The organism is Photorhabdus machadonis (assembly GCF_052657765.1).
In genome coordinates this window covers 4,561,793-4,574,772 of sequence record NZ_CP199761.1, presented here as the reverse complement: position 1 = coordinate 4,574,772, position 12,980 = coordinate 4,561,793, and the positions used below count along the sequence as shown (strand labels likewise).

Sequence of the window (12,980 nt, the reverse complement as noted above, 5' to 3'; positions counted from 1 at the left end):
GCAATAATAGGGTTCAGAAACAACGGAATAGTACACGCCGTTAAGTAACTATTTAATAGCGGATTCGACTAATAAGCGAAATATACACCGTTCCTAGAATTGGGTTGAGTCTTATCACCAGTTACGATCAGCCGTTGCCAGAGTGGGTAGAAAGAAGGAATTAACCGGAAAAACTGACATTGAAATCGAAATCAGCAACCAGTGCGGCCGATTGATCGCCAATGCGATCATTTATTACAACTCGGCCATCCTGTCACGAAAGACTATACTTTGAAGTATTGTTCACTTTCCTGAAATATACTTTTTCGAATAACCTCTCGTGGTTTACACATTATGGAATTAGAGTCATCATAACTAATAAGACAATGCTGGGAGTCCATCATTTTTTCCGAAACTTCATCCAAAAAATAATATAAGCTATCACTCAAGTTGCCGGATTCATAAGGGGATATAACATAGTCATAAACAGATAATACTAAGTTATTAATCATTGCTAAATCATTAATAAGAATTCGAGCTACTTCCTTTAATACACCATTATGATCATCAACGTTATTAATGCCACGCTACTCGCTCACCGGTCAACAAATGCGCTGGAGAATAGTCAGCAGGATATCGCACACCTGCTGGATTTGGGACGCAATACCATTAAGCAACTTGAAGAGTTGATATTGATGTATAAAAGATTACCTTCATCCTTATCACCACTTTACAGCATTTAATATATTTCATTTCCCATTGTCAGGATTAAAGATCTAGCTCTTGATCACATTTCACCCTATCCATTCATGCGGGAAATCAATACCACATTGGAATAGTTTAATAATATCATTATCAAATTATTAATTATTAATTATTAATTATTAATTATTACCTATGGGAGAATTACCGTTTTATCACCGCAGTCTGACCGGGCTTATTCTGCTGACAATCTCCGCACTGGCACAGGCGGCAATTCCTGTCAGCTCGGCGGATCAAGAAACGATCACGCAACAACAAAAAGCCTTGTTGCAGCAAGCCCAACAATAGCGGGAAGCGCTGCGCCACAATATTAGGATTTCTTTTTCCATTTCAAGGCGTTTCACCTGTTTCTCTAATACCTGTATCTGGCGTTGTTCGGGCGTCAGTGCCTTGCCAACAGGCGTAATTCCCTGCATTTCAGCCTGGTATTGGCGAACCCATTTTCCCAGAGTGCTGGCATCAATCCCCAGTGAACGAGCGACCTTAACAACCCGCTGCTGATGGAGAACAACCTGTTGAACCGCTTCCAGCTTAAATTCAGCGGAATAGTGGCGTTTGGTGGGTTTCAATTTCATCGTTACACCTCATTGTCATGTTAATAACATGAGCAGGCTTTTGAAGTGTCCGAGATCCTTATACCACTACTCTCGCTGCCTGCCTGGGAAAAAGGTGCATTAATAGCCAAAGAAGCGGTAGAATCTGCCGGTATTGGTGGTGCTATCGGTGGTAAGGTTTCAGTTGCTTCGATTGTTGGGAAGAATAAAGGCCAACAATCTTCACATGACTATACGTTAAACAAAAATGGTCAAATGATAGATGCAAGCGGAGTTCAAGTACCAAGTAAAACAATTTGGAAAGGAGTAGGTAAAGAACGTATTGATGTGGAAAACCCAAATCCTGGTCAACGAGCAGGACAATTACACTATCAGGACAATCAAGGAAATAAATATTATTATGATTCTATTTCAAATACATTCCCTGATGCACCTAAAAAAGTCAATGAGTTATTAAAGAATAGTAGTTTTAAAAATGCGATTGATAAAGGTATGAAACAATATTTAGGGGAGAAATGATGCTAAAAATCAACTTAAAAATGAAACAGAAAATGAAAGAGTTAAAAGAGAATCATCTGGTTCTTACAGATGAACTACAATCAATTATTTCCAGTGGATTTATTGAAAAAGAACATTGTGTTTTCTCTAAAAAGCTTATGAATTATAGCTCTTCTGCATCAAAAAAACACTTTCAGGATTGTATTGGGTTTGAATGTTTTGTAAATTCACTTCATATTGATGACTATGTGGATAAAGATTATTTAGAGTATGCAATATTATTTTGTAATTCCTTACTTATTTCATGGAGGTCTTTTAATCCCAATAATAAACTTAATGTTATTATTTCGTTAGACGAATTTGGAGCTTCAGTTAAATTTCATTTAAATAGGAATGGGGAAATGTGGTTAAGTGAAGAATTAGAATCATATGATGAGCCTGTTTTAATAACAAACAGTTTTATTAAACTATAGTATAAAACACACAGTAAATAAGAAAATATAACTATGCTATTATATGTGGTTATATTTATCAATTCATAAATCTATCAGTAAAAAAGAGAAAAAGAATTGGCTTTGTTAATGCTTATGTATCCCGTAAAAAAGGATAAATAGAAATATGAATCGGTTAATCAGATAATCTATTTCCCAAAAAGAACCGACTTTAATAGCGTTTTAAACTGGAGGCAAACTTTTTTCATAAACCAGTGAAATAATCATTCATGAAAAATAGGAATAACAAAATCCGCAAATAAATGATTTAACCGAATACGAACCGGGTTACTTTTAGCGTTATTATGTAACACCGTGATATCTTAAATACGCCCGTTTAAACTTGATTTATACTGCTTTAATCCACCAATTACATTGATTTTCTGCGGTTTGATTTAAGCTATGCCTCTTTTTATGCCTTTAATGTTATTTAACGTTAAAACCGTGATAAAGGACTCTTTACGATGGCGAGAATCCCTCTCTGGGGATTAACGTTTTAACTGTGTAGGTACCTTCGTCACTCGCAGTAGAGCAAAACCATCTCACCCCTTTTCTCCTACTGTCTGAAACGTTGTAGCAATCAGGTGATCGTTATTTGTGATTGCATCCAGCGTCTGGCGAATACCCTTTGCGTGGGGATCATGTTACTCATCAATAATCGCGTCACCACGTACAATGTTAGCCGCAAATATTCTGGGTCAGTTTGGTGATGTGTAGGTATCTATAGCCTTTGGGCAGGGGAACAGTCAGAATATTTGGTTTACAATAACATTAAGTACACCCTAACAGTGACTGGTTGAAAATAATATGATTTCTAATGTTACAGCGGCGTTGGCTGATTTTACCCGTCGTTATGTTGATTTGTGGCAAAAGGAAACCGGGGCTTCACCTGCCAGCAGTGAGCTTTATGGTGTGCCATCACCTTGCATTACCCATACTGGTAATGACATGGTTTACTGGCTTCCGCAGCCTTTTCTTTCAGAAGATAAGCTGAATAGAGTTGAAGTTGCACTGGATATCCAATTGCAGCCAGCAATTCATGATTTTTATACATCGCAATTGGCCGGTGATATGACGGCCATGTTTGAAGGCCAGCAGTTTAGTTTGATTCAGGTCTGGAGTGAGGATGACTTTATCCGTTTACAGGAGAACTTGATAGGGCATTTGGTGACGCAAAAGCGGCTGAAACTATCGCCAACGGCATTTATCGCTACTGTGGATTCGGATATGAGTCTCATTTCTCTATGTAATTTGACCGGTGAAGTGATTCTGGAGCAGTTTGGCAGTAACAAACGAACTCGCTTATCTACTGACTTAATTGGGTTTCTTAGCGCAATTGAGCCCGTCTTCATTCTTTAGGCCCGGATTTTTAACGCTGAATTTGTGAGATATCTCTTACACTTTATGTAAGAGATGTCATTGTTTACTTTGGTGAGCTTAACATTAGTTTATTATTTTTATTTTATTTCAATAGCCTATAAATAATTACAGATTTCATTTGCTTTACTGACTTACCGGTTCCATTTGTGTGGCTTGTTTCATACAGCGAATTAATTCATTCTGTCCCTCGCAGGAAAGGAATCATTGCGCATAACTCCTCAAGGACAAATAGGGTGATGATAGTCAGGATGACTGATGCAATGCATAACAGGATTGTATGCAATATAAATAAAAATGATGGGTAAGGGATAACCAATTAAGGATAATCTGTCAGGGAGTGAGCAGGGAGCAAACTATTAGCCGGACTGCTATAAAAGCACAACTTAAAGGGAGCGCTAGTTCGCTCCCTTCTCTTTATTTGATTGATGGAAAAAGCAAATTTTCAGCTTAGCGGTTATCAATGATATTCTTATGAACTTGGTAGCTTTGAATAAATATTTATCAGGCTGAAAATATGAGTACTGAAAAACAAATTCTGCAAAAATTACAACTAATTGAACACGCCATGAGGGAAATTGACCTATGGCAGAGTCATCCGCCTAAAGCGGAAGCTTTCGAAAGTGTTGAACCATTTTCAATTGATACGATGCTGGCTGAAGAGTGGTTGCAGTGGGTATTAATTCCGGGAATGTATACGTTGCTGGAACAGGGCGCAAAGTTACCTGCGGTATTCGCTATCGCTCCTTATTTTGAAGAATCTTATAAAAAAGAGGCTACCGGGCGTTGTCAGCAACTGCTTGAACATCTTCGTGCATTGGATCGCTTATTTATTCAGGATAACGCCTGATATGTTGGAAATACTATATCAGGATGAGTATATTGTGGCGGTTAATAAACCGGCCGGTTGGTTAGTTCATCGTAGTTGGTTGGCGCGCCACGAAACACGCTTTGTTATGCAGACATTGCGTGATCAGATTGGTCAGCATGTTTTCCCTGTACACCGTCTGGACAGGCCGACATCAGGCGTATTGTTAATGGCGCTGTCCAGTGATGTTGCTCGTCAGCTTTCTCAACAGTTTGAATCTCATCAGTTGCAAAAAACTTATCATGCTGTCGTGCGTGGCTATGTGCTGGAACCCGATATTATCGATTATGCTCTGGTTGAAGAGTTGGATAAAATTGCTGATAAGTTTGCAGACAGTGATAAAGAGGCGCAACCCAGTGTGACTTATTACCGGCCATTGGCGAAAGTAGAATGTCCGGTAGAGATTGGTCGTTATCCTACATCACGCTTTAGTCTGCTGGAACTGACGCCGAAAACAGGTCGGAAACATCAATTGAGACGGCATATGGTACATATTCGTCATCCAATTATTGGTGATACGACACATGGTGATTTACGGCAGAACAGAGGGATTACCACTCATTACCAAACCAGCCGGTTGATGCTGCATGCCAGTTTGCTTGAATTGGATCACCCTGTTACCGGTGAGAAGTTATCTCTTACAGCAAAATGGGATGCGTCGTGGCAACATTTGATGCAACAATTTGGCTGGCAAGGGATTATTCCAGATTTGGAATATGACGAAGCGATCAGGATGGAAAATGTTATAGATTAGGGTGTTTTCAAAGAATACCTGTTTTCCTTGTCTCTTGATTGAGGTCATTAATTAAGAGACAAGGAAAAGTTGAGGGGGATATTATAAATGGGAATTGTTAGTATATAATTTTATTGGTGTCTACTGGCTAATGTTATTGTTTTTTTAGATTTTATTATTGAGAGAAAAATAGTTGATATTACTATTGAGGAACTTAATAATATTGTGAATCCAGCGACTATTTCTTCAATTCCAGCACCTAAGTAAATAGTATAAAAAAGAATAATCATAGTAATAAATACATAAACGCCTGATTGCATACCCACGGTATCTACCCAGATCATCAGATCCGATGATGTTTGCAGCACTTAATAACACACTAAGCACGACAGCCCTATTATTAAACATGGTGATCATCCTCCTTATGCTTATTTATTTCTGTCATTCTATTAATTTCATTCTACTATTATTTTCATTGAAATAGGGTATAAGCAATCCTTAATGTCAATGAAAATATTATCAGCTAAAATTTTTCCAAAAAGTAATGTTAATATTAAATTATTATTGGCTGAATAACTTAGCTTAATACCACTTTATTTTGCTACTTTATGGCGGTTTTTAGAGAAAATTCAAGTTATCTATTTGAATTATATTTAATTTTTTAGGAGTTGTTAAAGATGAAATGTTGGTGATTACCTGTTACCGTTTTATGTAGAATAGCCACAGTCATTGATCAGCGCATCTGTCCGTAATTAGTCTGACAGATATATCATTAGTTATTAGTGCTGATGAGATATTGTTGACATGACAGAGGGAGCCCAACAGTGGCAACATTTGATCGGTGCGACGACTTAGCTGGCAAAGTCATTATCCCTGATTTGGAAGGGGTTGAATTTTCTGTGGCTGCCAGCGAGGATAATTAATCGTTCCTTATAAACAGAGAGAATAGGTGATGGCGAAGATTGGTATTTTTGTTGGTACTGTTTACGGTAATGCCCTGGCAGTTGCAGAAGAAGCACTGCTAATCCTTGAACAACAAGGCCATGAGATAGAAGTTTTTGAAGAGGGGGAGTTGGAACAATGGCAATCCTATTTGAATCAGGTAATTTTAGTTATTACTTCAACGACTGGACAAGGGGATTTACCTGATAATATTCAGCCGCTTTATTATGCTTTGCGGGATGAATTAGGTTATCAGCCAGAATTACGCTATGGCGTGATCGCTTTGGGTGATGGCAGTTACGAGAATTTTTGTGGTGGTGGTCGTACTTTTGATGAGCTGCTACACGAGCAGGGAGCAATAAGAATCGGTGAGGTTCTTCTGGTGGATGCGATGGAAGAAGCTGAACCGGAAGTTTTTGCCCAGTCCTGGATCAAACAGTGGGGCGAATTAGTTGAATAATCTTAATACACCGTTTATACCGGATAGGATATAAGCGGTGTAGTGATATATGAATCGCTTTATTTACGGGTTAATTTTTCCAGGTCGGCTTCAATCTCGGCAATTTTATTGGCAACAACGTGTTCAAGATGGCGCAGGTCATCAAGGATTTTATGTTTCAAATCGACTTCTGCCTGATCACGTTTGCAAATTTGATCCAACTCTTCAATCACATAACGTAGGTTAGTATTGATTTCGTTGATCTCTTTGTATCCTTGCTCTGGATTGTCTGAAGCAACCGTTTTGCGTTGACGTGGGTATTTGAATTTCACGCTTTTGGCAAAGAATTCACCTTTATCCTTGCGAAAATAGATTTTCAGGATGTCATTGTTAGCTTCCTGGCGCAGGCTGTAGCGGTCAATCTCTTCGGGATATGTGATCCCCAAACTCTTTAAATTATCGTACATGGCACCACCTTAAGGGTATTTTTCCCAGTAGGTTATTAATACGTCATTTTGAATTTGGATCGTGCTTGTACTCCTTATGTACTCTGCGTACGTTCGGGGTTGTGCACATTGCCCACGTTCAAACTATCTATATTAATAACACTTACTGAGGTCGGTAATGATGATAAAAAGCAAAAAAATAGCGGACTTATTATCCGCTATTTTAAAGTTTACTCTATTGCTCTTAAGAGTTCATTAATGCCCACTTTTGCCCGTGTTTTAGCATCCACTTTTTTCACAATGACAGCACAATACAAGCTGTAGCTGCCATCTTTCGATGGAAGGTTGCCAGAGACCACAACAGAGCCGGCAGGGACTCGGCCATAATGGATTTCGCCTGTTTCACGATCATAGATTTTGGTGCTTTGACCGATATAGACGCCCATTGAAATCACAGAACCTTCTTCGACAATGACACCTTCTACGATCTCAGAACGGGCACCGATAAAGCAGTTATCTTCAATAATGGTCGGGTTGGCCTGCAATGGTTCCAGCACGCCACCGATACCGACGCCGCCGGATAAATGGACGTTTTTACCAATTTGGGCACAGGAGCCGACAGTCGCCCAGGTATCTACCATTGTTCCTTCATCAACATAGGCACCGATGTTGACATACGAAGGCATCAGCACACAGTTGCGGGCGATAAAGGCTCCCTGCCGCGCTGCCGCAGGAGGAACCACGCGAAAACCCTCTTTTTCAAATCTCGCGTGATCGTAGTCAGCGAATTTCATCGGGACTTTATCGAAATAACGGCTTTCTGCGCCATCCATGACCTGATTTTCATTAATACGGAAAGAGAGCAGTACCGCCATTTTCAGCCATTGATGAGTGACCCACTGACTGCCAATTTTCTCTGCAACACGCAGTTTTCCACGGTCCAGCAGATTGATGACCTGAGTAACGGCATCACGTGTTTCACTGTTGACTGTTGCTGGAGTAATAGTCGCGCGATTTTCAAAAGCACTTTCGATAATGGATTTTAATTGCTGCATTACATCTGTTTCCTTGGTTATCAGCCGAATCATGGGGGCTTGTATTCAGTTACATTTTATCCTTTGGATTTAGGGTTTCTGTCAACCTTTCTGACAATTCTTCTCTGACTTTTTTATCTAATGCTTTATGGTCCTTATCCGCCAGCACAAAAAAATCTTCGACACGTTCGCCGATCGTAGTGATGTGTGCACCATGCAGTGAAACGCCCATTTCGGTAAAAATATTGCCGACTCTGGCCAGTAATCCGGGTTGATCCAGCGCGAATAGCTCCACATAGGTCCGCCGTTCATTGTGGGTAGGCAGGAAGATCACTTTTGTTGGTACATTGAAGTGACGCAGTTTGGTTGGCAATCTTCGTGCTTTGGGTGTTTTGGTATAAGGATCCAGAACGACCCGCAAAAGTGCGTTATGTATTATGTCGTGACGATCCGGTGCTAAAGGGTGACCATTGGGTTCCAGTACCACAAAAGTGTCCATCGTCATATCATCACGGTTGGTAAATATCTGCGCGTTATGAACGCTGAGATTGCGTCTGTCCAGTTCGCCGACAACTGCTGCAAATAGGGAAGGGCGGTCCGGGCTCCAGATAAAAATCTCGGTGCCACCGCGAGTTGGTTTAGTACTGATCAGTATCAGCGGCTCTTGAGAACCATGTGCCACCAGATGACGGGCGTGCCATGCCAGTTGTCTTGGTGTATGGCGAAGGAAATAATCTGCATGACAGCGGCTCCAAAGCTGATGAAGTCTCTGTTCGTTAATATTGTCCTGGCGCAGAAGCGCAAGAGCCTGAAAGCGGTTATGACGGATGCGTTCCCGCAAATCCGGTGTATTTCCCTGGCGTAGTTGGCTCTCTGTAGAAAAATAGAGTTCCCGTAATAAGCTCTGCTTCCAACTATTCCACAGGTTGACGTTGGTTGCGCAGATATCCGCGACGGTCAGGCAAATGAGATAATGTAACCGGGTTTCATTGAGTATTTCATGGGCAAATTGCTGAATGACTTCCGGATCCTGGATATCTCGCCGTTGAGCCGTGACTGACATTAATAGATGATGACGAACCAGCCAGGTCAGCAAGTCAGCTTCTCGTGAGTTAAGCCCATGTTGCAGTGAAAATGCCAGTGCATCTTCAGCGCCAAGTTCAGAATGGTCACCGTTACGCCCTTTGGCGATATCGTGAAATAGCGCAGCAAGGCGCAGGATCTCAAGCTGAGGTAAACGCGGGTATAGTTCAACGCAGAGTGGATGGGCTGCACGGTTGTTCTCATCAGCAAAGCTTTCCAGTTTTCTCAGCACACGGATTGTATGTTCATCGACGGTGTATGCGTGAAACAGATCAAATTGCATCTGGCCGACAATGTTGCTCCAAAGCGGTGTATAAGCGCCAAGCACACTGTGACGGTGCATAGGGACAAATGCGCTTTCAATCGCCCTGGGGTGACGCAGGATATCCATAAAGATTTGGCGGGCTTCGGGTAATTCACACAATGGCTGATTCAAATTGCGGCGGGCATAACGGAGCTGGCGTAACGTAGTAGAATAGATGCCCTGGACTTCAGCATGTTCAGCCATGCGATAAAACATCCGCATAATCGCTGTAGGATCTTTGATAAACAGCGTCTCATCGACCAGATCAATTAATTGTCCACGTAGCTGGAATTCACTATCCAGTGGGCGGGATTTTTCATTGGTTTCCAGCGCCAGAATAGCTTCATCAAACAGTTGCAGCAGCATATTGTTGAGTTCGCTGACGCGGCGTGTCATCCGGTAGAAATCTTTCATCATCCGCTCTATCGGCTGATTACGTTCTCCTTGATAGCCCAGTAGTTGAGCAATGCTGAATTGGCGATCAAACAACAGGCGATTATCATAACGATTAACGACTAGATGAAGGGCAAAGCGGATACGCCAAAGGAAGCTTTGGCACTCATTCAATTCATTACGTTCTTCCGCAGTCAGGAAACCAAAATCGACCATTTCATCTATTGAGGTTGCTCCAAAATGGCGGCGGGCAACCCATAGCAAGGTATGGATATCCCGTAACCCTCCGGGGCTGCTTTTGATATCAGGTTCCAGATTGTAACTGGTGCTGTGATAGCGCTTGTGGCGTTCGTGTTGTTCGATAATTTTGGCATCAAAGAATTCAGTGGAAGGCCAGAAACCATCACAGAAGGTGTATTGCTGTAATCGAAGAAAAAGCGACAGGTCACCGCAGATTAACCGTGATTCGATTAAATTTGTCGCAACAGTCAAGTCTGACAACCCTTCCAGCAAACACTCTTCGAAGGTACGAACACTATGGCCTACTTCCAGCCGGATATCCCACAGTAAGGTGATAAATTGTCCAATATTCTGAGCTTGATGTTGTGTGAGAGGTTGCTCACTGAGTATCAGTACGTCAATATCAGATAGCGGGTGTAGCTCTCGTCGGCCGTATCCGCCGACCGCAATCAATGAAAGTGATGAAATTTTATCAAACCCATAAACATTCCATAACTGTTTCAGTAACTGATCTATGTAATCACTGCGGGCAGAAATCAAGGCTTCTGCGGAAATTCCTGCTTTAAATGCATGTTCTAGCCAAAGTTGAAATTCTTCGAGGTGTCGTTTCAGCACCGGGTAGTGAAGATCATCACAGGAAAAATCAGTTGGAGAAAGTGGCGGGACAGGAGCCTGAATTGTGGCGATATCTGCTGGCATAGGTATGAACCCGTGAGAAAGACGAATCATAACGACCAGATTACTGAGAAAATATCGTGTTGAACAGGAGATATTGCCAGAGAAAGAGATTGGAAGCCCTGTATGGTTTCAGTAAGGCTTCACAATTTGGTATGTAACTTATTCATTAACCAAGACGGCGGAAAGAACGGGTTCCTCTTCTTTACGCAAGGTCATGATTTCACAGCCGTTATCAGTTACAACAATCGTGTGTTCATACTGAGCCGACAACCCGCGGTCTTTGGTTTTGACTGTCCAGCCATCTTTCATGGTACGGATGCGGTAATCGCCAGTGTTAACCATAGGTTCAATAGTGAAAGCCATCCCTTTTTGCAGTACAACACCGCCATCATCTGCATCATAGTGCAGTACTTGAGGTTCCTCATGGAAGACTGCGCCGATGCCGTGACCACAATATTCACGGACCACAGAGAAATTCTTGGCTTCAACAAACTGTTGAATGGCTTTACCAAGAGTGCGCAGGCGAATACCTGGTTTTACCATTTTCAGTGCCAGATAGAGGCTTTCTTGAGTGATGTGGCATAGACGCTCACCCTGAATGGTTGGCTTACCAACAATAAACATTTTTGAAGTATCGCCGTGAAAGCCCTCTTTTATGACAGTCACATCAATATTAACGATATCGCCATTTTTCAGAGCCTTATCATCACTTGGGATACCGTGACAAACGACGTCATTAACCGAAATACAAACAGATTTTGGGAAACCGTGATAACCAAGACAAGCTGAAATAGCCTGTTGTTTATTGGTGATGTGATCGTGACAGATGCGATCCAATTCACCCGTTGTCACGCCGGGTTTGACGTAAGGTTCAATAATTTCCAGTACTTCCGCCGCCAGGCGGCCGGCGACGCGCATTTTTTCAATATCTTCAGAGGTTTTAATTGAGATTGCCATGAAACTTGTCCATTCAAAGCCAGCAAATCTGCTGGTTGTATGATTATCAATAGGGAAAAAATTAGTGAACCAATGGTATCAGCCTACAGAATATCTGCCAATAACCGTTGGTAGCCATATTTCCCCCGTTACTTGTTTTACTAGGAATATCCATCAAAACTGTGTTTTTCTTTCCATATTGTGCTATCAGAAAATGACAACAAAAGTTGGTGTCTTAAGCCGGTTTATGGTATAAAGCGCGCCGGCGTTCTGTGTATTTGTTTCTAAGGCAAAACACCAGAGGCGTTAAAATATACTCACTGTGTAAATAACACACACGGGTCGGCACATACACCGGGGTGCTCTCATGCAGAACATGCAGCTAAAGAGTCGGTGTTATGGGGCTCGTGGAGGCATAACCCCAACTTAATATTTTACAGAGGTTTACAATGGCAACTGTTTCCATGCGCGATATGCTGCAAGCGGGCGTTCACTTCGGTCACCAGACTCGTTACTGGAACCCAAAAATGAAGCCGTTCATCTTTGGTGCTCGTAATAAAGTGCATATCATCAACCTGGAAAAAACTGTTCCAATGTTCAACGACGCGTTAGCTGAACTGAACAAAATTGCTTCACGCAAAGGCAAGATCCTGTTTGTTGGTACTAAGCGTGCTGCAAGCGAAGCGGTTAAAGAATCAGCTCTGGGCTGTGATCAATTCTTCGTTAATCACCGTTGGTTAGGCGGTATGCTGACTAACTGGAAAACCGTTCGCCAGTCCATCAAGCGTTTGAAAGATTTAGAAGCACAGTCTCAGGACGGTACTTTTGACAAACTGACCAAGAAAGAAGCGTTAATTCGTTCTCGTGAACTTGGTAAGTTAGAAAACAGCCTGGGCGGTATCAAAGATATGGGCGGCTTACCTGACGCTCTGTTTGTTATCGATGCTGAACATGAACACATTGCTATCAAAGAAGCGAACAATCTGGGTATCCCAGTATTCGCTGTTGTTGATACCAACTCTGATCCAGATGGTGTTGATTTCATCATCCCGGGTAACGATGACGCAATCCGTGCAGTAAAACTGTATTTGGGTGCTGTTGCTACCGCTGTTCGTGAAGGTCGTTCTCAAGATCTGGCTGTTCAGGCAGAAGAAAGCTTTGTAGAAGCTGAATAATAAGGCAAGCTCATTGTTGAGCCCTTATTAACCAGGTATTGAAATATA

General features: G+C 41.7%; 13 protein-coding genes and 1 pseudogene. 9 read left to right on the top strand and 5 right to left on the bottom strand.

The window, feature by feature from the left end:
* Positions 1-76: 76 nt before the first annotated feature.
* A pseudogene (locus ACUN2T_RS22055) lies at positions 77-256 on the top strand (Tn3 family transposase); the annotation flags it as partial.
* A 283-nt stretch (positions 257-539) separates the two neighbouring features.
* The gene (locus ACUN2T_RS22050) at positions 540-722 is read left to right on the top strand and encodes a hypothetical protein (protein WP_445495052.1); all 183 of its coding nucleotides are present in this window, start codon (positions 540-542) and stop codon (positions 720-722) included.
* Positions 723-974: 252 nt separating this feature from the next.
* On the opposite strand, the gene ACUN2T_RS22045 is transcribed toward ACUN2T_RS22050, so the two are convergent.
* Positions 975-1,316 carry a transposase gene (locus ACUN2T_RS22045; RefSeq protein ID WP_445495050.1) on the bottom strand — a complete coding sequence of 114 codons (342 nt, stop codon included), beginning with the start codon at positions 1,314-1,316 and terminating at the stop codon, positions 975-977.
* Positions 1,317-1,361: 45 nt separating this feature from the next.
* Here ACUN2T_RS22045 and ACUN2T_RS22040 point away from each other — a divergent pair, with 45 nt between their 5' ends.
* From ACUN2T_RS22040 to ACUN2T_RS22015, 6 genes are all read left to right on the top strand, one after another.
* The gene (locus ACUN2T_RS22040; RefSeq protein WP_445495049.1) at positions 1,362-1,814 is read left to right on the top strand and encodes a hypothetical protein; all 453 of its coding nucleotides are present in this window, start codon (positions 1,362-1,364) and stop codon (positions 1,812-1,814) included.
* On the top strand, positions 1,811-2,266 hold the full coding sequence (locus ACUN2T_RS22035; protein WP_445495048.1) for a hypothetical protein: 456 nt from the start codon (positions 1,811-1,813) through the stop codon (positions 2,264-2,266). The genes ACUN2T_RS22040 and ACUN2T_RS22035 overlap by 4 nt, the downstream gene beginning before the upstream one ends.
* An 825-nt stretch (positions 2,267-3,091) precedes the next feature.
* Positions 3,092-3,643, top strand: coding sequence for a SecY-interacting protein (syd, locus tag ACUN2T_RS22030; protein WP_445495047.1), 552 nt, complete (start codon positions 3,092-3,094; stop codon positions 3,641-3,643).
* A gap of 535 nt (positions 3,644-4,178) precedes the next feature.
* On the top strand, positions 4,179-4,511 hold the full coding sequence (locus ACUN2T_RS22025; protein ID WP_445495046.1) for a YqcC family protein: 333 nt from the start codon (positions 4,179-4,181) through the stop codon (positions 4,509-4,511).
* 1 nt (position 4,512) lies between these two features.
* Entirely contained in the window at positions 4,513-5,283 is a 771-nt protein-coding gene (gene truC / locus ACUN2T_RS22020; RefSeq protein WP_445495045.1) for a tRNA pseudouridine(65) synthase TruC, read from the top strand.
* 931 nt (positions 5,284-6,214) lie between these two features.
* On the top strand, positions 6,215-6,664 hold the full coding sequence (locus tag ACUN2T_RS22015; protein WP_445495044.1) for a flavodoxin: 450 nt from the start codon (positions 6,215-6,217) through the stop codon (positions 6,662-6,664).
* Positions 6,665-6,723: 59 nt separating this feature from the next.
* Here ACUN2T_RS22015 and ACUN2T_RS22010 read toward each other — a convergent pair whose 3' ends face one another.
* From ACUN2T_RS22010 to map, 4 genes are all read right to left on the bottom strand, one after another.
* Entirely contained in the window at positions 6,724-7,110 is a 387-nt protein-coding gene (locus ACUN2T_RS22010; RefSeq protein ID WP_445495043.1) for a DUF3461 family protein, read from the bottom strand.
* A gap of 209 nt (positions 7,111-7,319) precedes the next feature.
* A complete protein-coding gene (dapD, locus tag ACUN2T_RS22005; protein ID WP_445495042.1) occupies positions 7,320-8,144 on the bottom strand; it encodes a 2,3,4,5-tetrahydropyridine-2,6-dicarboxylate N-succinyltransferase in 825 nt (274 codons plus the stop codon).
* 49 nt (positions 8,145-8,193) lie between these two features.
* Positions 8,194-10,842, bottom strand: coding sequence for a bifunctional uridylyltransferase/uridylyl-removing protein GlnD (glnD, locus tag ACUN2T_RS22000; RefSeq protein WP_445495041.1), 2,649 nt, complete (start codon positions 10,840-10,842; stop codon positions 8,194-8,196).
* Between the two features lie 138 nt (positions 10,843-10,980).
* A complete protein-coding gene (gene map, locus ACUN2T_RS21995) occupies positions 10,981-11,778 on the bottom strand; it encodes a type I methionyl aminopeptidase (RefSeq protein ID WP_445495040.1) in 798 nt (265 codons plus the stop codon).
* A gap of 428 nt (positions 11,779-12,206) precedes the next feature.
* On the opposite strand from map, the gene rpsB reads away from it, so the two are divergent.
* Entirely contained in the window at positions 12,207-12,932 is a 726-nt protein-coding gene (rpsB, locus tag ACUN2T_RS21990; protein WP_445495039.1) for a 30S ribosomal protein S2, read from the top strand.
* Positions 12,933-12,980: the final 48 nt, after the last annotated feature.